This window comes from Sphingobacterium olei, assembly GCF_005048855.1.
In the GTDB taxonomy this organism is placed as follows: Bacteria; Bacteroidota; Bacteroidia; order Sphingobacteriales; family Sphingobacteriaceae; genus Sphingobacterium; species Sphingobacterium olei.
In genome coordinates this window covers 84,939-106,908 of sequence record NZ_SUME01000007.1, presented here as the reverse complement: position 1 = coordinate 106,908, position 21,970 = coordinate 84,939, and the positions used below count along the sequence as shown (strand labels likewise).

The 21,970-nt window shown below is 37.6% G+C and carries 22 protein-coding genes and 2 tRNA genes; 10 read left to right on the top strand and 14 right to left on the bottom strand.

Annotation, left to right across the window (positions count from 1 at the left end):
- Positions 1-85: 85 nt before the first annotated feature.
- From FAZ15_RS16555 to FAZ15_RS16535, 5 genes are all read right to left on the bottom strand, one after another.
- A tRNA-Leu gene (locus FAZ15_RS16555) sits at positions 86-170 on the bottom strand.
- 5 nt (positions 171-175) lie between these two features.
- Positions 176-248 (bottom strand) — tRNA-Gly (locus FAZ15_RS16550).
- Positions 249-441: 193 nt separating this feature from the next.
- Positions 442-870, bottom strand: coding sequence for a tail fiber domain-containing protein (locus FAZ15_RS16545; protein ID WP_136902434.1), 429 nt, complete (start codon positions 868-870; stop codon positions 442-444).
- A gap of 178 nt (positions 871-1,048) precedes the next feature.
- Positions 1,049-1,348 (bottom strand): hypothetical protein, encoded by a 300-nt coding sequence (locus FAZ15_RS16540; RefSeq protein ID WP_136902433.1) that lies wholly within the window; start codon positions 1,346-1,348, stop codon positions 1,049-1,051.
- A gap of 299 nt (positions 1,349-1,647) precedes the next feature.
- Positions 1,648-2,130 (bottom strand): regulatory protein RecX, encoded by a 483-nt coding sequence (locus FAZ15_RS16535; RefSeq protein ID WP_136902432.1) that lies wholly within the window; start codon positions 2,128-2,130, stop codon positions 1,648-1,650.
- 214 nt (positions 2,131-2,344) lie between these two features.
- Between FAZ15_RS16535 and FAZ15_RS16530 the strand changes: the two genes are divergently transcribed.
- From FAZ15_RS16530 to FAZ15_RS16515, 4 genes are all read left to right on the top strand, one after another.
- Positions 2,345-4,774 carry a bifunctional UDP-N-acetylmuramoyl-tripeptide:D-alanyl-D-alanine ligase/alanine racemase gene (locus FAZ15_RS16530; protein WP_136902431.1) on the top strand — a complete coding sequence of 810 codons (2,430 nt, stop codon included), beginning with the start codon at positions 2,345-2,347 and terminating at the stop codon, positions 4,772-4,774.
- A gap of 4 nt (positions 4,775-4,778) precedes the next feature.
- The gene (locus FAZ15_RS16525) at positions 4,779-5,372 is read left to right on the top strand and encodes a DUF502 domain-containing protein (RefSeq protein WP_136902430.1); all 594 of its coding nucleotides are present in this window, start codon (positions 4,779-4,781) and stop codon (positions 5,370-5,372) included.
- 10 nt (positions 5,373-5,382) lie between these two features.
- Positions 5,383-5,988 (top strand): LytS family sensor histidine kinase, encoded by a 606-nt coding sequence (locus FAZ15_RS16520; RefSeq protein ID WP_136902429.1) that lies wholly within the window; start codon positions 5,383-5,385, stop codon positions 5,986-5,988.
- Positions 5,989-6,261: 273 nt separating this feature from the next.
- Positions 6,262-6,528 (top strand): hypothetical protein, encoded by a 267-nt coding sequence (locus tag FAZ15_RS16515; RefSeq protein WP_136902428.1) that lies wholly within the window; start codon positions 6,262-6,264, stop codon positions 6,526-6,528.
- A gap of 62 nt (positions 6,529-6,590) precedes the next feature.
- On the opposite strand, the gene FAZ15_RS16510 is transcribed toward FAZ15_RS16515, so the two are convergent.
- Positions 6,591-6,962, bottom strand: coding sequence for a hypothetical protein (locus FAZ15_RS16510; RefSeq protein ID WP_136902427.1), 372 nt, complete (start codon positions 6,960-6,962; stop codon positions 6,591-6,593).
- Between the two features lie 276 nt (positions 6,963-7,238).
- Here FAZ15_RS16510 and FAZ15_RS16505 point away from each other — a divergent pair, with 276 nt between their 5' ends.
- Positions 7,239-7,643, top strand: coding sequence for a hypothetical protein (locus FAZ15_RS16505; protein WP_238387285.1), 405 nt, complete (start codon positions 7,239-7,241; stop codon positions 7,641-7,643).
- A gap of 182 nt (positions 7,644-7,825) precedes the next feature.
- Positions 7,826-8,614: an SDR family oxidoreductase gene (locus tag FAZ15_RS16500; RefSeq protein WP_136902426.1), complete on the top strand. Its 789-nt coding sequence runs from the start codon at positions 7,826-7,828 to the stop codon at positions 8,612-8,614.
- A gap of 38 nt (positions 8,615-8,652) precedes the next feature.
- Here FAZ15_RS16500 and FAZ15_RS16495 read toward each other — a convergent pair whose 3' ends face one another.
- The 7 genes from FAZ15_RS16495 to FAZ15_RS16465 all read right to left on the bottom strand — a co-directional run bounded on the left by FAZ15_RS16495 (position 8,653) and on the right by FAZ15_RS16465 (position 16,824).
- Positions 8,653-10,077 carry an amino acid permease gene (locus FAZ15_RS16495; protein WP_136902425.1) on the bottom strand — a complete coding sequence of 475 codons (1,425 nt, stop codon included), beginning with the start codon at positions 10,075-10,077 and terminating at the stop codon, positions 8,653-8,655.
- 7 nt (positions 10,078-10,084) lie between these two features.
- Positions 10,085-11,404 carry a type IX secretion system plug protein gene (locus tag FAZ15_RS16490; protein ID WP_136902424.1) on the bottom strand — a complete coding sequence of 440 codons (1,320 nt, stop codon included), beginning with the start codon at positions 11,402-11,404 and terminating at the stop codon, positions 10,085-10,087.
- Between the two features lie 21 nt (positions 11,405-11,425).
- On the bottom strand, positions 11,426-11,830 hold the full coding sequence (locus tag FAZ15_RS16485) for a hypothetical protein (protein WP_136902423.1): 405 nt from the start codon (positions 11,828-11,830) through the stop codon (positions 11,426-11,428).
- Between the two features lie 53 nt (positions 11,831-11,883).
- Positions 11,884-12,762, bottom strand: a complete 879-nt coding sequence (gene dapA / locus FAZ15_RS16480) for a 4-hydroxy-tetrahydrodipicolinate synthase (protein WP_136902422.1) — start codon at positions 12,760-12,762, stop codon at positions 11,884-11,886.
- A gap of 27 nt (positions 12,763-12,789) precedes the next feature.
- A complete protein-coding gene (ligA, locus tag FAZ15_RS16475) occupies positions 12,790-14,814 on the bottom strand; it encodes an NAD-dependent DNA ligase LigA (protein WP_136902421.1) in 2,025 nt (674 codons plus the stop codon).
- 106 nt (positions 14,815-14,920) lie between these two features.
- The gene (locus FAZ15_RS16470) at positions 14,921-15,955 is read right to left on the bottom strand and encodes a glycosyltransferase family 2 protein (RefSeq protein WP_136902420.1); all 1,035 of its coding nucleotides are present in this window, start codon (positions 15,953-15,955) and stop codon (positions 14,921-14,923) included.
- Complete coding sequence (locus FAZ15_RS16465; RefSeq protein WP_136902419.1) at positions 15,952-16,824, bottom strand: lysophospholipid acyltransferase family protein; 873 nt, start codon at positions 16,822-16,824, stop codon at positions 15,952-15,954. The genes FAZ15_RS16470 and FAZ15_RS16465 overlap by 4 nt, the downstream gene beginning before the upstream one ends.
- A 131-nt stretch (positions 16,825-16,955) precedes the next feature.
- On the opposite strand from FAZ15_RS16465, the gene FAZ15_RS16460 reads away from it, so the two are divergent.
- The 3 genes from FAZ15_RS16460 (at position 16,956) to FAZ15_RS16450 (ending at position 19,977) form a co-directional block, all read left to right on the top strand.
- On the top strand, positions 16,956-17,567 hold the full coding sequence (locus tag FAZ15_RS16460; RefSeq protein ID WP_136902418.1) for a WbqC family protein: 612 nt from the start codon (positions 16,956-16,958) through the stop codon (positions 17,565-17,567).
- A gap of 81 nt (positions 17,568-17,648) precedes the next feature.
- Positions 17,649-18,302 carry a hypothetical protein gene (locus tag FAZ15_RS16455; protein WP_136902417.1) on the top strand — a complete coding sequence of 218 codons (654 nt, stop codon included), beginning with the start codon at positions 17,649-17,651 and terminating at the stop codon, positions 18,300-18,302.
- A 19-nt stretch (positions 18,303-18,321) separates the two neighbouring features.
- Positions 18,322-19,977, top strand: a complete 1,656-nt coding sequence (locus tag FAZ15_RS16450) for an ABC1 kinase family protein (protein WP_136902416.1) — start codon at positions 18,322-18,324, stop codon at positions 19,975-19,977.
- A 197-nt stretch (positions 19,978-20,174) separates the two neighbouring features.
- Here FAZ15_RS16450 and FAZ15_RS16445 read toward each other — a convergent pair whose 3' ends face one another.
- Positions 20,175-20,774, bottom strand: coding sequence for a sugar O-acetyltransferase (locus FAZ15_RS16445; RefSeq protein ID WP_136902415.1), 600 nt, complete (start codon positions 20,772-20,774; stop codon positions 20,175-20,177).
- Positions 20,775-20,945: 171 nt separating this feature from the next.
- On the opposite strand from FAZ15_RS16445, the gene FAZ15_RS16440 reads away from it, so the two are divergent.
- Positions 20,946-21,968 carry an NAD(P)H-dependent glycerol-3-phosphate dehydrogenase gene (locus FAZ15_RS16440; RefSeq protein ID WP_136902414.1) on the top strand — a complete coding sequence of 341 codons (1,023 nt, stop codon included), beginning with the start codon at positions 20,946-20,948 and terminating at the stop codon, positions 21,966-21,968.
- The last annotated feature ends 2 nt before the right edge of the window (positions 21,969-21,970 follow it).

Genomic DNA, 21,970 nt, shown 5'->3' with positions numbered 1-21,970 from the left:
GGATAAGGGATTTCAGTAAAGCAAATTTGAAAAATAGTGAAGTTATTGAAAAAAAGAAAAAGCTCATCAGACAGATGAGCTTTTGTACCTAGGGCGGGAATCGAACCCGCACTCCCTTAACGGGAACAGGATTTTAAGTCCTGCGTGTCTACCAGTTCCACCACCTAGGCAACTGAGCGAAAGACGAGATTCGAACTCGCGACCCCAACCTTGGCAAGGTTGTGCTCTACCAACTGAGCTACTTTCGCTTGACGTGGTGCAAATATAGAGCTTTCGGCTAAATCTCCAAAATAAAAAAGGTGTTTTTTCTAAATTATTTCTCCCTCGGTTTGTTACATCTAGAAATGTACAATGGAAGAGAGTGGGACTGAAAGGTTAGGAAAAAGCCAAAATTGCTCAGGAGACATGTTCCTTAAACAATCTTGGCTTTCAATTGCAACTTTATTTTGATTTTAAGGTGTTTACTTCCTGTTGTAGTGCCTCAATCTGCGCTTGTTGCTCTTTTAGGGCTGCAACCAATAAAGGGATAAGGTCGTTTGAATTTACCTCTTCATATCTAGCAACCTTTGAGGTGTTTTTTCCTGTACTGTAAAATTGCGAAGACTCCTGCACTAGATCTGGAAATACACCTTCCACATTGCTTGCCAAGAAACCATATTGATTGCCAGCAGGTAAGTTTAGTTTTTTATATTTATCTGTATTGTAAACGAATGTAATCGGTTCAAGGGCTTTTATGCGTTCCGTTGAATTGGAAATTTTATCAACATTAATTTTTAATTCCTGCTCATTTAATTGTTGTGCGTTTACTATTGAGCATGTTCCAAAGGCCAATGCCAATACCGAAGTTAAATTTGCTATAGAGATTCTCATTTTAAAAAAATTATTTGTTATATGTATATTATTAGATTAAACAATATGAAATAACCTACTTCCAAGCATTATGCTCGAAATCCGGTGTTATTTTTGGATATTATTATTTCGTGATGGAACATGATATTTGCGTAACTGCACATGTTCATAGATATTTCACGATGATAATAAAGAAATATTAGGAAATGTTCGGAGGCGGGCAATGAAGCCTGATAGGGATGTGCTTTACTTTCGTGTCGCCGGGATGATAATAAAGGGCGCCAAGGAAATTGTTTTCTACAGGAGTAAGGATGGTCGTGATAACATACTCATCATCTATCTGTCGCTCACTGTCCGTATCTTCAGCAGATGGAGTATTTGTATTTTCAGCATGTTCGGTATCGTAAAAGCTCTGATCGGACACAACATACACGCATGTTGACGCAGTTAGGAAAAATCCTAATGCCATTAGTATGTATGTTAGCTTTTTTATACTCATTTTCTATCTATAATACTGAGTTTGTCTGTCTCATTAACATAGTGTTTATCCCACTTTATTTAATAAGAACTAACTGTCTGCAAATATAAGAAATTAAGACATTAAAGTTGTAAATATAGTGAAATAAATCTTGTTGAAGTATCTTTGTTACAACAGGTTAACTGTTGATAGGTGATGTGATAAAGTAGTTGTAAAAATGATGTTTTTTCGAAAATTTATGCGCTATTTTCCATGAATTTTATCATTTGAATTATGGAATTCGTGAATAGGTAGCTTTTATTTAATTTGGCTCGGTGAATTTAGGTGTCTTTATGTATTTTCTGAAAAATAATGTCGTTTTCATAGCCTTTGGTGGCGAGATAATTGTATAGTTTGGTTTTCAGTTTTAGATTATATGGTTTTTTTTCGCCTTTTGTTTTTAAATCTATTAGGTGACTGATTTTTCGGTCGTATTCTTCGCTATCTATAGTGCTAATTGCACTTTTAATTAATTTTTCTGGTATCTTTTTTAGTTTAAGATATTGCCTGATTTTTACTTTTCCCCAGCTATTTATTCTAAATTTTCCAGATGCGTATGCCTTAGCAAACCGTTCTTCATTTAAAAAATTTTCGGAAATAAGTTCAGAAATGATGTTTTCTACGTCATCGAAGTGTAACCCCCATTCATACAATTTATCCCTTACTTCCTGTTGTGCCCGTTCTTGATACGCGCAATAATTTTCAGCTTTTAATTTAGCCTGATGAGGAGTGTAGATTTTTTTAGTATAACGAGAGTCATCCATAAGTACAAACTTAGATAAATTTGCCCAATGAAATTTTAATTAAGCTGAATAAAAATACAAATTATTCATCAATATCCGTTTTAAATGGCATGAATGAGCGCTACGCAGTTTATCGATCTCTCCTCTACCACTGAATGCTTAATTTAAAGAGGAAATGTTCAAAAAATAGCTAACTTATTAAAAATAATGATGAAATTCGTAGCAATATTTCACTATGTACACAATAGCTTCTGTATTACAAATTCTTTCATCTGGACACTATTTTCTTTCTGATAGCAGTCAGGCGATAAGTGAATTGGTCTATGACAGCCGAAAGATTCGTGATGTAAAGGAGAGCGTATTTTTTGCTATTAAAAGTAGCAGAGATGGTCATCAGTTTATTCCCGATGCGTATGAAAAAGGTATTAGAAGTTTCGTGATCTCCGATTCGGATTTTTCGATTTTACCTTATCCCGACGCTAATTTTATTTGGGTAGATGATACACTCAAAGCACTCCAGACTTTAGCCGCATTTCACCGGAAGCAATTTACCATTCCGGTCATAGGTATCACCGGAAGTAATGGTAAAACTATTGTCAAAGAATGGTTGCACCAGTTGTTGTCATCTGAGTACAATGTATATCAAAGTCCAAAGAGTTATAATTCGCAACTGGGAGTTGCACTTTCGGTTTGGAATCTTCAAACAGATCATACGTTAGCTATTATTGAAGCGGGTATCAGCCGACCAGGTGAAATGGAAGCCTTGCAGCAAATGATAGATCCCTCTATTGGTGTATTGACTAATCTCGGTACAGCACATATGGAAGGTTTTATTTCCAAGAACGATAAATTAATTGAGAAATGGCAGCTTTTTAAGAATGCTGCACAGATCTTGTTTTCTTCTAGCTATGTGCCGGATGCAAAAAGTATTCAGAATAGATTTACTTGGGGAACAAAAGAAGCTGATGATTTCCTGATTCTAAATATTTCAACCGAGCATGGCGAATCAAAGGTGACTGCGCGGTATCGGCAAGAGCATATTGATTTCGTAATCCCTTTTCAAGATAGGGCTTCCATTGAGAATGCGATTACCTGTATTATAGTCATGATACAGTTGGGATATGATTTCTCTGTAATTCAAGAACGCATAAGGGGATTAAGACCATTGGAAATGCGCCTGCAATTAAAGAAAGGGAAGAATAATTGCAGCATTATCGACGATAGCTATTCCAATGATTTGGCATCCTTACAGATCGCATTGGATTTTTTAAATCAGCAAAATCAGCACACACAAAAATCGTTGATATTAAGCGGTTTTGTAGACGCAAAGTCTACAGATAAAATAATGGATAAACTGATTCGTCTGTTGAATAATCAGTTATTAAAACGAGTTGTTCTGATTGGTAGTTCTTTATTTGACATTATGTCAGCGATAAATTCAGAGGTGCTATGCTACGAATCTACAGCGGAATTGATAGCTGATCTGCCCCGAATTAATTTTAGTAATGAGGCTATTCTGATTAAGGGTGCGCGTAAGTTTCATTTAGAAGAGGTAAGTCAACAATTAGTCGAAAAATCCCATGATACGGTCATGGAGATCAATCTGAAAGCCATTGAAAGCAACCTTATACAATATCGCTCCTTATTGCGGAAAGACGTAAAATTAATGGCCATGGTCAAAGCATTTTCTTACGGAAGCGGAAGTTTTGAGGTGGCGAATGTTTTACAATTTAATAAGCTGGATTACTTGACCGTAGCTTTTGTTGATGAGGGTGTGGAGTTAAGAAAGGCGGGGGTGACCCTACCTATAATGGTGTTAAGTCCGCATGAAGGTACGTTTGATGATGTCTTGTCTTATCGATTAGAGCCAGAGATATATTCTAAACGGATGTTAAATGCTTTTCTTCAGTTTATAACGGATCGTCAGATTAAAGGTTATCCAATACATATCAAGCTGGATACCGGTATGCACCGGTTAGGGTTCATGGCGAATGAATTAGATAATGCACTTATCACACTTCTAAAGAGACCACAAATTAAAGTGGCATCGGTTTTTTCGCATTTGGTTGCTTCAGCCGATACTGCTCAAAAGGAATTTACAGCACAGCAGATTCAGGAGTTTAAAATGTTAGCGGGTAAATTGGAGTTTAGTTTGGGCTATCCGTTTTTGAAACATATTTGTAATACAACAGGTATCGTAAATTGGCCGGATGCACAAATGGATATGGTACGATTGGGAATAGGACTTTATGGTATTGATCTATCGGATAATGGGCTGCATTTAGAACTAGTCAGTGTACTAAAAACCACTATTTCGCAGATAAAACAACTAAATGCAGCGGAAACCGTTGGTTATGACAGAAAAGGTGTCCTAAAACGTGATAGCCGTATTGCAACCGTCAAAATAGGATACGCTGATGGGTATGACCGTCGTTTAGGGAATGGGTTAGGTAAAATGATGATAGCCGGACAAATCGTGCCTACAATAGGCAACGTTTGTATGGATATGTGCATGCTGGATATAACTGATATCACAGCAAATGAAGGAGATGAGGTGATCGTTTTCCCCGATTTGATACAAGCATCCAAAGATATTGGGACCATACCTTATGAACTGTTAGTAGGGATTTCCTCACGGGTGAAAAGAGTTTATTTTTACGAATAATTATATGATAAAGAAAATTTTTCAGAAACTGCTGTATTATTTAATTAAAGGAACGTTGGTTGTGGTTCCCTTAGCTGGAGCTGTATTCCTCATCATTTGGATAGTAGCATCTATAGACAATACGTTGAATATTACGCAACATTTTTTAGAGGATGAGGAAGGTCACCCGTTAAATATTCCGGGGATTGGCATTTTGACTGTCATTATACTATTAATTATTGTCGGAATCATATTTACCAATCTAGTTACTGATCCCATTAGAAATTGGCTTAACCGTACCATAAAGCGTATACCGTTATTTAACACGCTATATTCTTCAATTAAGGATTTTACAGAAGCTTTTGTGGGCGATGCTAAGAAATTTAACGAACCGGTGTTGGTAGAAGTAAATGAAACGGGAATGAAGAAAATTGGTTTTCTTACACAGCGGGATCTCAGCAAATTAGGGTTAAAGGACGAAGTCGTTGTTTATTTTCCATATTCCTATTCGTTTGCTGGACAAGTTGTTGTGGTAAAAAACGAACGTGTACACAAATTGGATATGAATGCGACGGACGCCATGAAATTAGTGGTTTCTGGGGGGGTGAGTGGTATCTAAATCAATAGATATGTCAAGTTTTATTGATCGTATATTCGGAACTAAAATAGAAGTCGATTTGGCTAATGCCAGATTTCAAGGCGCGTTGTCATTTGAAAGAAGTCAATTGGAGAAGTGCCTATTGAACGAATATTTGAAAAAAGATCTGCTAGTTCATTCCAGTTCTTTTATTCAGTTTTTACAAACAAATTTGACTCGGGAAGAAGATCAGTTGATACCGTTGTCTGAAGAATTGGCTTGTCTTAACGAATATATTGAATTGTATAAAGCAATCAGGGAAGACAATTTTCATATTCACTATGAATTACCAATAGAAATCGCTCCATTGCAAATCTATCCTTTTATGCTGTTTCCAATAATTCAAAATGCTATTCAAAATGGATATAATAGTATGGAAAACTATCCAATTAAGATTCGTGTCCGCATCACTCATGCAAAAGTGCACATGGAAGTAAGTAATCGGGTTAATCATCATATTGTGAATCAAGGAGATAATTCTTTTGTGGAGTTTTATAAGCAACGTTTAATCCTTCACTACCCAGAAGGTCATGAATTGATGATAAATAGTAATAGCAATACGTTTAAAGCGACCGTCACTATTCATCTCAATAGTTGAGATTTTAACCCAATATAAAAATGAAATATAATTGTAATTATTTCGCTATTACTGTGATTTAAAAGCACCATTTTTTATATTTCCTCTGTAAATTAATTTTTAAAGGAAGAGGAGAGAATGAAAAACCGCTTATCGCTCATACACGCGATTAAAACGGATACTGATGAAAATTTTGCTTTTATTTTCAATGCAATTAGAATTGCAAATAAAGGCAAAATTTTTTAAGTTTATATTATTAAAGCAAATAAATATCCAGTAAAAATTAAGGGTGTTATGATAGGTACATTGATAGAAAAGGAAGAAATCGGTAAATATAAAATTATTCCTGCAGATGTAAATCGAGCCGTGGAATTGAATCAAAAACTTAGTAGTGCACAACGGTTAGGTAATGAGTTTAAATCAAAAGTCTCCATCATATTTCAAACAGAGGACGGCCCTAAACGTGTCGATACGACAGTGTGGTCATTGACAGACGACTATATTCAAATTAAAAGTGGTGTTTTGATACCTTTGAATGCCCTAATCTCAGTAGAATTCTAAAAAGGCCAAAATTTAAATTTTGGCCTTTTTAAATTAAAAATAGAACAGAATTTATTCACTATTTAGTAGATTCGCGGACTTTCTAATAAATCGGTGACACAACCTAATATTTCAAATTCACTGTTTCCGTCTTCCAACATCGAAAAGGTAAGATAGGCCGCATAGATTTCCCCGCTAAATACAACATGTTTGTCTGCCACTATGGTATCTATAATCTCGTCTCGCACATCGATACCAATATGCACTAATTCGTTGTGAAGATTTGTCGAGATGCTTTCATGGCATTCTCCGGAAGCAAATCCTACGATAATATGAAGAATAAGCTTGTCTAGTGTATCTGGATCCAATTTAGTAGCATAGAGCTCAAAGTCAAAACGTTGTTTGGCACTGTTAACGATTTTGTCCCAGATTAGGTATTCTGTTTTCGTCTGCATAACAAGAAGGTTTATAAAACTGACTTAGGTAAATATAATGAAATGTTTTCTGAAAAATAAGTTTTTGATCAAAAATTATATAAGCTTTTTAATTTAAATAACATGACCTCTTTGAAAAACTATTTAGTGAGCATGGCGTTATAACCATAGCTGTTCAGCAAAATTGTTAATACTTTAAAATGATGATAAAGATAGTACAGCTGAAATGACAAGACTATTATAATAGCGGATCCAAAAACAAAACAAACGTTCATAACTTAAAATCAGGAGGAAAGAATGATGACTAATAATATAGCAAAAGATCCAGAGGACGACTTTTTAGACGATGAAAACATCCCAAACGATGATGACGCGTTGGAAGCAGATGACCTGAGTTTTGACGAAGAAAAAGGAAGCTACGAGCTGGATGTGGACGACGATGATCCGGATTGGGATCACCCAGCGGATTATGCTACGATTTCAAAAGGTGCGGAAGAGGATTCCTCTGAATATGATAACTCTAATCCTTTAGTAGGAAATGAATATGCGGAATTGGATGAGCTAAAAGAACAGAATCTAAATCGTTCCAATATGCATATCACTTCTGAAGAAAGTCTGAAAGTTTCTAAACGTGATGAAGAGTTATCTCAAACGGAGGAAGACTCTCGGGATGATCTCGATGAAGAAGGTTATCGAAAATAATAAGGCGAGAAATTTCTCGTTTTTTTGTTGAAAGTGTTTATTTTATTGCCAATCTTTGTTTTTAAAGGCATCAATAAGTTATCAAGAACTTACACGGCACTTTCAAGCCTGTCGATGATATGCGAAGGTGTCATATTTGGTGTTGCAATAAGTCAGAAGACACAAATTAAGTGATTAAATTTATGCAAATATCATTAAAAGGGAAAAAAGCTTTAGTAGGTGGAAGTTCGTCTGGTTTGGGTAAGGCTATTGCATTGCAACTGGCGCAATGTGGGGCTGAAGTTACATTGATGTCGAGATCGGCTGAAAAGTTGAAAGCGACCTTGACCGAGTTAGACAGGACTCAGGGTCAAAATCACGGATACATCGTAACTAATTTTAATGATTATGCCGATCATAAAAATACGCTGACCGAATTTTTTAGAACACACAGTATTGATGTGCTAATAAATAACACAAATGGTCCGCAGGCCGGGACACTTTCGTCAAAACAAGAAGAGGACTATCAGCAGGCGTTTGAATTGCTGTTTCAAAATGCTGTTTTTACAACAAATCTAGCTTTGCCCCATATGAAAGCACAGGGTTTTGGCCGAATTATTACTATTTCATCCATGACAGTAAAAGAACCGCAGGATGGTTTGGTACTATCTAACACCATGCGGACGGCTTTGGTTAGTTGGAGTAAATCGTTGTCCAATGCGGTGGCGGCAGACGGTATTACCGTCAATTCTGTTCTTACCGGATATTTCGACACCGATAGATTGAATAGCCTTATGCAAGCGCAGGCAGATAAAGAAGGAATTGCACTGGATGAGATTAAACAAAAAAGAATGGAGTCCGTACCGATGAATAGGTTAGGGGATCCAAAAGAATACGGGTATCTCGTAGCTTTCCTCGCCTCAGCTTATGCCTCTTTTTTAACAGGAGCTTCCATTCCATTGGACGGCGGTATTGCTAAAACACTATTCTAACAGCATTACGGGACCTAAAAAACAGCTTTATCGACAGGTTACGACTCTGATTTATTCCTTTTCACCATCAGGTAACTCAACCACAGTATTAATAACCATATTGGAATAAGTTCGACGGATATCTTAAGTCCGGTGAACCACATCATCACCAAAACACCAACTAAAAACACCAAACAAACCACGTTACTGATCGGATAGAACAGCGAAGGGAATTTCGTTTTAACACCCTCTTTTATTTTCTGTTTTTTGAAATAGATATGCGTTAAAGATATCATTATCCAATTGATTACCAGAGAAGATACAACTAACGACATTAAAATCTCTAGCGCTTTTTCGGGAATGATCTTATTAATAACAATACATACCGCCACTAAGATTGCTGAAACAATTATGGCAGCTATAGGCGAATGATTTTTATTCAATTTTTTCAAAAACCGGGGTGCGTTTCCTTGTTCTGCTAAGCCATACAACATTCGCGAATTACTATATACACAGCTGTTATAGACGGATAGCGCTGCGGTAAGTACGATTACATTCAGTACATTGGCAATGATCGTGGTAAAGTAATACGTCTTATCGAAAAGCTTAAATTCAAAGCTATTTAGTGCATTAAATACTTCCACAAATGGACTGGTGTCAGCCGTAATAGCGCGCCATGGCATCAAAGAAAAGAGGATAAATAAAGCGCCTACATAAAATATCAAAATACGAACCAACACCTGATTCGTTGCCCTCGGGATATTCTTTTCCGGGTTTTCAGCTTCGGCGGCGGTGATCCCGACTAATTCTAGTCCCCCAAAAGAGAACATAATCATGACCAGTGCCGCGAGCAGCCCCTGATAGCTGCCATCTTGGGCGTTGGTAAGCCAACCTTTTGGGAAAAATCCGCCATCATTATACAGGTTTTCTACAGTTGCTCGTTCTCCTGCAGATCCACTGATCAATAAGTACGACCCAAATAGAATCATAGCAATTATCGCTGCGACCTTTATGATAGAAAACCAAAATTCAGTTTCGCCGTATACTTTTACGGAGGCTAGATTAATCGAATTGATGACAATAAAAAAGAAGGTACTGGATACCCACAATGGTATTTCTGGCCACCAAAATTGTACATATACGCCAATGGCAGTCAACTCGGCCATACTGACCAATATATACAGAACCCAATAATTCCAGCCCGATGAAAACCCGCCAAAAGCCCCCATGTATTTATTGGCGAAATAGCTAAAGCTACCCGAAACGGGTTCTTCTACGACCATTTCCCCCAACTGGCGCATGATAAAAAACGCGATAATTCCAGCAATAGTATAACCTAATATAACCGAAGGACCTGCCAATACGGCCGCCTTTCCTATTCCCAAAAAGAGGCCCGTTCCAATGGCGCCTCCTAATGCGATGAGCTGTATATGTCGGTTGCTTAATCCTCTTTTGAGTTGTTTATTCTCGTCCTTTTCTACCACCTTATCGTTAATTTTTGTTTGTTTTATTATGAATGGAGATCGTTCCTACGCCCAGTAATTCATCCCAGTATGTTCCTATACGTCTATTATATACCAATACTAGGTAATCATTTCCGGTGGCGTAGAAACTATTTGTAAACGCGTTGGTGATGATCTTACCTTCTGGAGTTTCGAGTACATATTCATAATCGTATAACCCTTGTTTTAGCTTCAGCGCAACCTCCCAATTTTTCGACGTCGGGTTATAGGTTAGTCTATTGTGTTCATTTCGTTGAAAGTTATTGAAACCACCTACAAGGTAAATATTTCCCGTTATCTTCTGATTCGTCTGTAGTGAAAAATGGACATCTGCATAGTCGGATTGGATCTCCGGATTTTCAAAATCCAGATTACGTATGTAAAACTTTCCATTTTCATCATAGGTGTCAGCGTAGCTGGCATCCCGTAAATCCTCGTCGGCTAATACATTGATCGAGATGAGACTGTCATTTTGAATCTGTTGGACTCGATTAGAACCCAATCGAAAACTGCGTAAATCAACGAATCGAAATTCATTATTCCCCGGAAAGTCTAAGGTTTCGCTGTTGTTATATTTGATCTCATTATTTCCAATAAACATAGGTTTGGTTAAAACCATTTTGTTGTCCTCACGTTGGTTTTGAAATACATGCACCTGTAGATCGCGCTCCGGATTGGGAATGGTTAATGACGGTGTTTTGAGGGATACATCGATCTTTTGATTAGTCATTCTTTTGGATACCTGTACTGAAGGAAGGATGTGAGTCCCTACTTGAATCAATGGACGCACGACGTAGAAGCGTCTCGTTACGACCAGTCGCGTTTTGTAAGCATCTTCATATACCTTTAATAAGTAATTTCCTGCAATTTTAGGTTTTATATATTCATTCGGAAAAGCTACTTTATAATGTGTATAGGCTTGGAATGTTCCCTGCGATTGGGAAAAATTATCAAGGCGATCCTCGTTATATCCCTCCGCGTAATCTAATGGTGACACGCGGCTTGGTTCCCAGTTAGCGTTACAATGTTCAATACCGTAATAATAACTTCTTACATCCGCCCGGAGATCATCGAAAGAGAGCAACAGCTGATCCTGACTACCCAACGTATATATCGGTAGTTGATTTTCTTTTCCTCTCGGAAAGAGCTGTACGGAATTTATAGCTTCTAAATAGCTCTTATTATCATAAACAATTTCTTGCTGTGGCGATCGTTCAAAGCCTTCGCGTATCTTTTTTTTTCGTTGTGCCTCGACTGTAGATAAGGCGAAGCAGAATAACGTTAGTAAGATAAAAGCCTGTTTGTTCATACATTTATTTCTGCCAAGCCTTTACTTCATGTTTACAATTCTGTCCACTACGTAAACGGTATTCCCTCTCCAAGGGAGTACGCCATGGTATTCTTTATAATGTAGATCGAAAAATTTACCACTATTTAATTCTAGTTGCTGAAAGATCGAATCGTCATCTACCGAAAATACAAATTCGTTGCTGGTAATTCCTCCCGTCTTTCCGCTTCCGAAACCTTCCTGGATCAATTTACCTTCATAGGTTTTAAATAAGTTTCCTTTTTTAACGGCATAATTTAAATATCCGGATTTTACGCCTTCACCGAATACAAAATAATATTTATAATAAACGAAAGCCCCTAAACCAAGGAAAATGATCAACAAAAGCCAACTTATCACTTTTTTTACACCTGAGGATTTTCTCTCTGTACTATTGATTTCAGCCATAACAAATCTATTTACAGGAATAAAGATAATAGAATGTTTGGTTATTAAGAATTTTAATTTATCCGTTGTAACTCGTCCTGAATATCTTTTTGTGTCGTTTCTCCGATAGGTACTAAAGGCAGACGTACATAATCGCCACCTATTCCTATTTGCTTCAAGATATATTTCACACCACAGGGATTACCTTCCGCAAAGCATAAATCCGTGATTTTAAGTAATTCACTGTGAATCGTGCGGGCCTGAGTAAAATTTCCTTCTGCGCACAGCCTTGCCAAAGTACTTACTTTTTTAGGAAGCGCATTTCCTACTACAGAGATAATTCCGACAGCACCCAGTGCCATCATCGGAAGAGTTGCAGGATCATCCCCTGAAATCAATAAGAAGTCTTCTGGTTTGTCACGCAGTATCTCCGAGAATTGCGCATAATTACCTGAAGCTTCTTTAGTCGCCACTATGTTTCTAAAATCGGTTGCCAGACGTACTGTCGTGGCTGCGCTCATATTACTGCCTGTACGCCCCGGCACGTTGTACAGTATCACTGGCAATGCTGAAGCTTCGGCAATGGCCTTATAATGCTGGTAAATCCCCTCTTGAGTTGGTTTATTATAGTAAGGCGATACCGATAGGATTGCACAGTATCCTTGAATACTAAATTCCTGAACTTGTTTCACTATTTCCACGGTATTATTGCCCCCAATTCCCGCCACTAACGGTATTCTTCCATTTACTGTTGTTGCTGTAAACGCCCAAACTTGCTTTCGTTCTTCAGCCGTCAATGTGGCAGTTTCGCCGGTTGTGCCTAATGATACTAAGTAGTTCATTCCTTCCGCAATTTGAAACTCTATTAGCTTTCCTAACGTTTCAAAATCAATCGTTCCATCTGCATTAAATGGTGTAACCAATGCCACCCCTGCGCCGTGAAGCTCGTTCATGTTGAATAAATTGTATTATATAATTGTTTAATTTTGATTAATCATTTTTAACAGATCCTGATCTGAAATAATAGGAACTTTAAGTTTCTCTGCTTTGACCAGTTTAGATGGTCCCATTTTATCTCCGGCGACCAGATAATTCAATTTGGCAGAAATACTGCTCAGCATCTTACCGCCGTGGGATTCGATCAATGCCCCTAATTCTTCTCTCGAAAAATCGGCAAACACACCAGATATCAAAAATGTTTTGCCAGACAGGCTCTCACCAGCTAGCAAGAGTTCTTTTTCCTCTATCGCGAAATTTAAGCCATATTGAGCCAATTTGTCGAGTTCGGCGAGATGAGCTTCTTGGTGTAAATACTCATAGACACTTTCTGCAATCCGGATTCCGGCATCCTGGACATTTGCAATATCTTCGATACTGGCATTCTTTAGGTGTTCAAGCGATTTAAAATGTAGCGCCAGTTTTTTGGCAACGGTTTCCCCCACATGCCGGATTCCTAACGCAAACAAGACTTTTTCAAAAGGTTTTTCCTTCGATTTTTCCAATCCGGCAATCATATTCTCGATGGATTTTTGACCGAACCTTTCGAGATTGACTAATTCATCCTGTCGGGTAGCTAGTGAATACAGATCAGATATGCGTCGAATTAGACCCAATCGATAAAAAGCGTCAATGGTTTCTTTGCCCAATCCCTGAATGTCCATCATTTTGCGTCCGATGAAATGTTGCATTTTACCGACGATCTGCGGACGGCAACCATCTTCATTCGGACAATAATGCACGGCTTCGCCATCGTGACGGATTAATGTTGTGCCACATTCGGGACATGTCGCAGGGTATAAGATCGTCTTCGCACTTGCTGGTCTTTTCTCGGGATTGGCGGCTATGATTTTTGGGATGATTTCTCCTCCTTTTTCTACGAAGACCGTATCTCCCGTATGTAAGTCCAGTCGCGTTATTTCATTTGCATTGTGAAGTGTAGCACGCTTTACTGTAGTACCCGCTAATAAAACAGGTTGCAAATTGGCTACCGGTGTCACCGCTCCGGTACGACCTATCTGGTAACTTATGCTGTTAAGAATCGTTTCTACACGTTCGGCTTTGAATTTAAAGGAAGTCGCCCAGCGCGGCGATTTTGCAGTGAATCCCAATTCCTCCTGATAGGCATATTCGTTTACTTTGATGACAATTCCATCAATATCATATGTCAACTGGTGTCTTTGGATATCCCAATAATGAACAAAATTGAGTACTTCATCAATCGAAGTGCAAAGTTTCGTTTCATCACATACCGGAAATCCCCATTCTTTTACTGCTTGAAGACTATCCCAATGCGTGGCGAAAAGTTTGTTTCTATTTTCGGTATACAAGAAATAAAGGAAACAATCCAGCGGTCTTTTTGCAACCTCGCCTGAATCTTGGAGTTTGATCGTTCCCGAAGCAAAATTTCTAGGATTTGCATACGTTTGCTCTCCGTTATCTTCCCGTTCTTTGTTGAGTCTCAGAAAAGCTGATTTATGCATAAATATCTCGCCTCTAATATCGAAAGAGGCAGGATAAGCTGTTCCCTCCTTCAATTGATGAGGGATGCTTCGGATAGTCTTTACATTGTTGGTAACCTCATCACCTTGGGTGCCATCTCCACGTGTGATGGCACGTGCCAGTTTGCCGTTTTCAAATGTGATGGATATCGAAAGCCCGTCGAATTTGAGTTCGCAGACATAGTCTACGGGATGCCCTATGGCTTTTTGTACCCGTTCATCAAAATCCCTAAGCTCCTGTTCATTATACGTGTTGCTCAGCGACAACATTGGCCAACGGTGTGCTACCGTGTTGAATTTAGAGGTGATATCTCCGCCCACTTTTAACGTTGGAGAGTTGGGGTCTCTAAATTCGGGGTATTCGTTTTCTAATGCCTCTAATTCCTTGAGTTTTTTATCGAAATCAAAATCAGAAACGACAGAATTTGCCAATACATAATATTGGTAATTATACTCATTTAATTCTGTTGTTAATTTTAAAATTCTATCTTGAATATCTTGCGACATAGGTTACGAAAATAAGAAATTTTAAGGGGGAAAATAATTTTATACCAATATTTTAACCCATTAAAATTAAGTGAGGAAAGTTTGAAGTTGTTAAAATTCGGTATTGCTACTTCTTGTGGAAATTATTTACAGATAGGTTGCTATATTTTTGTATTTTATTCGTGTAAAAATCCCAAATTATGCATTTTTTATAAAGTCCCGTTTTATTTTCTATTGCATTATATTTTTTTCTTTTTAACGCTGTTTTAAAAAAATATAGAAAGAAATATTGGTGAGCACGGCTTACAGCCCATGCGTCCCGTGGTTTCCCTTCCGCGAGAAAATGCAGTAAAGCGACGAGATCTAGCCACAAACGAGTCCAAATGACTGCTAATGCACGCCAAAAAGGAAGGTTTTTTTGGAGCATAAGTAGGTTATTACGGAAATTAAGATACGTCTTTTTAGGATTACTTGTATTTAGTGTTCCTCCGCCCACATGATATACAACGGATGCTGGGGTATAGCCAATTTTATAACCCATTTTTTTAAGTCGCCAACACAAATCAATCTCTTCCATGTGTGCGAAAAAATCTGCGTCAAATCCACCTGCTTCGTGCCACGCACTGGATTTAATAAATAATGCAGCACCAGTAGCCCAAAAAACCTCATTTTCCGTATCATATTGACCTTCATCTTTTTCGGTAATATTAAGGATACGACCCTTACAAAAGGGATAACCAAAATAATCGATATGCCCTCCGGCAGCCCCTGCATGTTCGAAGTAATCCCGTTGATGATATGCTCTGATTTTAGGTTGCGCAGCTACAAAGTCATTTTTTTGCATAAAATCAATGACCGGTTCTATCCAAGAAGGAGTTACTTCTACATCTGAATTAAGCAAGATAAAATAATCTGCTTCTACTTTTTTAAGTACCTTATTATATCCACCGGCAAATCCATAGTTATCATCATTGTGGATAATACGGATTGTGGGGTAGTATTCCCTGACAAAGGCTACAGAATCATCTGTAGAAGCATTGTCTCCGATAATAAATTCAATATTTGGGTAAGTACTATTGTACACGGATGGTAAAAATTTCTCTAAGAAAAATTTACCGTTCCAATTTAATATGACAACAGCAACTTTGGGATATTCTATCATTTTTCAGTTGTTCTTGTTCTTTTCCAACGACGGTGTGTCCACAACCAATATGCCGGCTCTTCACGAATCATTTTTTCTGTGAATTTATTGTGAATTTGCGTTATTTCATGTTTTTGGTGCGTGGATGGATTTTCTACTAATGTAGTAAATTTACAATAATAGTGGCCTCTTTTTTGTTTTCTACCGATGTGACAATATACTACCGGACTTTCCGTTAGTTGAGCAATCCGTTCCGCACCGGTATAGACTAAGGTGTCTTGATTTAAAAACTCCATAAAATAGTCTGAATCTTGATGCAGGGGAGTTTGATCAGCTACAAACATACTCATATTGCGTTGATTTTTTAACCTGACCAAGTGACGTAAAATTTGCTTCATCGGCACCATCGTTGCTCCAAAGCGTGTGCGTATACTATTGTATATCTGATCAAAATCTTTATTGTTCAACGGTTTGTAAATAATCAGACGAGGATATTCCGTCATAAGCGACATTCGGTAGATTCCCAACTCCCAGTTTCCGTAATGTGCTGTCACGCCGATTACAGATTTTCCTACTTCAAAATGCTTGTACACTTCTTCGGGATTTAATAATTCAATGCGATTGATTACTTGTTTTTCTGTAATGGTTCGCATTTTTAACGCTTCCACGATGATATCAGGGAAATAGCGAAAGAATTTCTTCGCAATCTGATGAATTTCGTCTACTGATTTCTCCGGAAAAGAGTTTTTTAAATTGCTAATAACGATCGATTTTCGATATTTGAAGACGTAATAAATAACAAAGTACAAAAAATCGGATAGGATATACAATGCCCAAAAAGGCAGCAAAGAAAAACAAAATAGTAAACCCGAAATAATCTTTTTATTCATCAATACGGTTTGCTGCATACGATCTGAGATACAAACTTAGATAAAGTTGCATATAAAAGCAATTTATTCAGTTGCGTATAATCCTTAAATAAAGTTATTTTTGCTTCATAATTTATAGTTAATTTTAGTTTATGTCCACTCAACTGTTATTATCGGCAACGTATCTTCCTCCGGTCTCTTATTTTCACGCGATCTATCAACACGATCTTCCTATTGTTTTAGATAAATATGAACATTATCCGAAACAAACTTATCGTACCCGTGCTAAGATCGCTACCGCTAATGGAATTTTAGAATTGTTTGTTCCGATAGTGCATGGCCGTAAGGAGCACGTCGCGATGAAAGATGTCCGAATCAACTATGACCACGATTGGCAGCGATTGCATTGGCAAAGCTTGCAGACTGCATACCGTAGTTCGGCATATTTTGAGTTTTATGAGGATGAGTTTGAACAATTCTATGAAAAAAAGTGCGAGTTTTTGTTTGATTACAATCTATCGCAATTGGAATTAATCCTTAAACTATTGAAGATTAATAGAAGTATTTCCTTTACGGATAGTTATGAAAAGGCTCCCTCCGGAGTGTTAGATTATAGAAATCTTATTCATCCCAAAAAGCCATCTGTTTTTGAAACACCGAAACCATATTATCAAGTGTTCAACGATAGGGTAGGTTTTATCCCCGAACTCAGTATTATAGATTTGATTTTTAATCAGGGCCCTCAAAGTAAAAACTATTTATAAAAACTTTTAGCAAAAAATAAATCTTCCTTTCAAACCTTTTTGCTTAATTTATTGTTACATAACAAACTGTGCAGAAGATTGATGAAAAGTCTATTTATTACCCTGGTTATTGTTTTTTCATGTAACCTGTCCTTTTCGCAAAGCGGAACGGATACGCTACATTATAAAAAAGTGTATTATTTCGCGGGCACGGGAATTGGTATTCCAATGGGCAAAACGAAAAATGTACTTTCTCCGAAGTTGTTCTCGGGGAGTATGGGGCTAGATATTACCTTAAAGAATCCAAGGTACTACCTTTATCCTGCACTGTACTTAATGTCGTTTAACTATGACCAACTGATAGATGATGCCGATTATAATCGAACGATTGAAAATGGCCGATCCAATTTTTATATGCTTAGCCTAGCTGGGGGCACACGGAAGCAATATGATCAGTTGAATACTTATGCATACCTAGGACCTACAATAGGGTTAGTTAATGAGCCACGCGCTAATGATGTAGGAAATAAAGTAGTTATGGAAAGTAAGTACTCCATGGCATTTGGTACCAAATTGGGCGTAGGTGCCGACTATAAATTTAAAGGTTTTTTCCTTGGCGCTGAAGTGGGGTATCTGTATAATGTGAATAAGATCCAAGGAAATCCAGTCCATGTGTTAACACTTATGGTTGGTCTAAAATCGGATATCACCCGGTTAGGTGAAAAGGTGGTTGATATATTGTCGTCATCTAATTAGGTAATTAAATGCTGAAGGCATGTACGGACTTGAAAAAATAAAACGAATAGGCAAGATCCTTAAGGTTTTATCAACATACGGCTTTGATGAAGTGATCTCCAGGTCCAACATCGACCGCATACTTCCTGATAGTTTTTTGCTTTGGAATAATCACACCCGCAAAATATTTGAAGAAGATTTTAATGTCCGTATCCGATTGGCGATAGAAGAATTGGGGCCTACTTTCATTAAATTGGGACAACTGCTAAGTAATCGGGCAGATATTATCCCAGAAGATCTTCGCCTTGAACTTATAAAACTGCAAGATGATGTTCCTACAGAAGATATTGATATTAGGCATCGCTTAAATCAGGAGCTTGAAATCGATCCTGATGAACACTTTGCTTTTATCGATCCCGTGCCTATTGCAGCAGCATCCATTGCACAGGTGTATAAAGCGCAACTCAAGGATGGAACTCCTGTCATTTTGAAGATAAAGCGATCAGGTGTGGATGCGATTATTCGCACGGATTTGGATTTTATTAAAGATCTCGTCAAACTATTGGAAAAAAAATATGAGATTTTTTATAAAATGAATCTTTATCAGATTGCAGTCTCCTTTGAGAATTCATTGTTAAAAGAACTTTCCCTTACGAACGAACTCAATAATATTGAACGTTTCAGAAGAAATTTTAAAGGCAATAAAGAAACTCATGTGCCCAAGGTATACCGCCAATATAGCTCTGATGAGATGCTATGCATGGAACTTATCAATGGTGTAAAAGTAAATGATATAGCGGGTTTAGCGACATTTGGCCTCCCTCCAAAATCAGTCCTTCAAAATGTATTGGACCTCTATCTTGAACAAGTACTTGTGCATGGATTCTTCCATGCCGATCCCCATCCCGGAAATGTATTTGTAAATCAAAAAGGACAGATCGTTTTTCTGGATTATGGAGCAATGGGATTTATGGTGCCGCAAGATCGAGGAATAATCGAATCCATGGTGATCAATTTTTTGATGAATGATGCAAAGGGATTACTGAAAAATATCAAAAAGCTTGCTATAGTGCATCACATCGAGGATGAACGAAGTCTCGAAAGAGATGCCTACGAAGTTTTCGAAATGATTAAGCAGAATGCATTAGACGATATTAAGATTGCCATTATGTTACAGAAATTAAATGTCATCTTGCAGACCAATCATATATTGATGCCTGATTTTGTATATGTATTGTTAAGAGGTGTGTCTATATTAGAAGGTACCGGCCGACAGTTGAACGCGGAGTTGAACATCCCTGAAAGTATTTCACCCTTTGCCAAAAGGATTGCTGATCAAAAGTTGTCTGCGGAATATTTGACAGAGCAGTTAAAAGAAAAGGCTCTATTTTTAAAAGATGTTATGATCGATGTACCCATGGATTTGTTATCTCTGCTCGAAAAGCTGAAGAATGATAAGATTACGTTGAATCATAAGATCAGGGATTTCGATCACCTTCAGCTTATTTTTCATCGAATAGGTAATAAGTTTTTGCTGTCCATTTTAGCGATGACGTTTGGTGTTGGTGCCAGTATATTAGCACATGGAAGGGTTGGATATTTATTATGGGGTATGCCAATTATCTCTTGGCTGGGTTTTACCATGAGTTTTGTTTTGAGTTTTATCCTGCTGATACAACTCGTAAGGAGCAAGTAGTTGAAATATAAATACTTGAAAAATTTTCTGATCTTCTTTGTGTTAAAAAATGTTAAAGGAATTCATAAAGATACTATTTGGAAAGATAGTTCGTTTTATTGGTGTAGATTAAAATATAAAAAATTCATAATTTCATAATTTAGGTTAATAATTGGTTTGAAAAATCCTGAGGTTCCCCGCCTTAGGATTTTTTTTGTTTATTTAATTCTTCGTTGTTTGTAATAATATTTTTTTTCTTCCTCGGTGATGGCCCGGAGAATTCGGCATGGATTGCCTGCTGCTATTACATTTGCAGGAATATCTTTGGTAACAACCGATCCAGAGCCGATAACTGTATTTTCACCGATAGTTACACCGGGATTGATCACTGTATTGCCTCCAATCCATACGTTGTCACCGATTGTAATCGGAACAGCATATTCCAACCCCGTATTGCGCAGTTCATGATGAATCGGATGTCCTGCAGTGAACAAAGAAACATTTGGCGCTATCATTACATTATCGCCGATGCGAACCGGGGCGCAATCCAGGACAGTGAGATTATAATTGGCGTAAAAATTTTCACCAATTTCAATATTATAACCGTAATCACAGCGGAAGGGAGGTTCTATATAAAACATCTTTTCTGTTTTGCCAAAGAGCTCTTTGACGATCTGTTTTTTCGCCTTTACTTGTCGAGGTTCCAATTGATTAAACCTATAACACAATGTCTGCGCAAGTAATCTGTCTTCGGAAAGTGTTTTATCATTCGGAAAATAGGCTTCTCCAGTGATCATTTTTTCCTTTTCAGTGGTCATATTAGATATTAGATACGAGATGTTAGACTTGAGATATTAGCAATTAATTCTAACAAAGATAATAAAAAGGGACTTTTTTATATCGGTGTCGCGTATTCGTTTTTGTACCGAAGTCGATATAAAGGGGAGTATAATCGATAGTCTTTCACGTAATATTAAGTATCTTTGCGCATGGTTTTGAATACGCAGAAAATATCTCAACATACAGTTAGTGTCATAGGAAGTGGCAGTTGGGCTACCGCGATGGTCAAAATGTTAGCGGACAATAAATTAGAAAAGGAAATTTTTTGGTGGGTACGTAAGGAAGAAGACATCGAATACATAAATAGATACCGACATAATCCAACTTATCTTAGCGCAGTGGAGGTAAAGCTCGAAGAGAACCATGTATTGTCTGATGCTCGACAGGCAATACGGTCTACTGATATCGTTATCTTAAATACTCCAGCAGCTTACTTAAAGCTCGCGTTGCAAGGAGTGGAGAAGCCAGATCTGGAAGGGAAAATTATTGTTTCGGCTATTAAAGGGATAATTCCGGACGAAAACTTAATCGTTGGTGAATACCTAAATCAGACCTATGATGTCCCGTTAGATCATATTGTCGTAATCGGTGGTCCCTGTCACGCCGAAGAAGTATCTCAAGAGAAGCTTTCCTATCTCACATTTGCTTCCAAGGATCTAGATAAAGCACAAATTGTTGCAGATCTACTATCTAACAGATATATCAATGCTAATATTTCGGATGATGTTTTGGGTGTTGAATATGGAGCAGTTTTAAAAAATATCTATGCGTTGGCTGGAGGAATATGCCACGGGTTGGGGTATGGAGATAATTTTCAAGCTGTATTGGTCTCAAATGCCATTCGGGAGATGGAATTTTTTGTACAGGAAATTGATCCTGCGGATCGCGAAATAAATGCTTCCGTCTATCTGGGCGATCTCTTGGTAACTGCCTATTCACAATTTAGCCGCAATCGAACCTTTGGTAATATGATAGGTAAGGGGTACACCGTACAATCTGCTCAGTTAGAAATGAATATGGTCGCCGAAGGATACTATGCTTCTGATTGTATCCAGAGCATCATCCATAAAAATGAGTTAGAAATGCCGATTTGTAATATGGTATACCAGGTATTATACAACCACCAGCCAGCTACATTTGAAGTGTCAAAATTAGCTAAAAAATTAACATAATA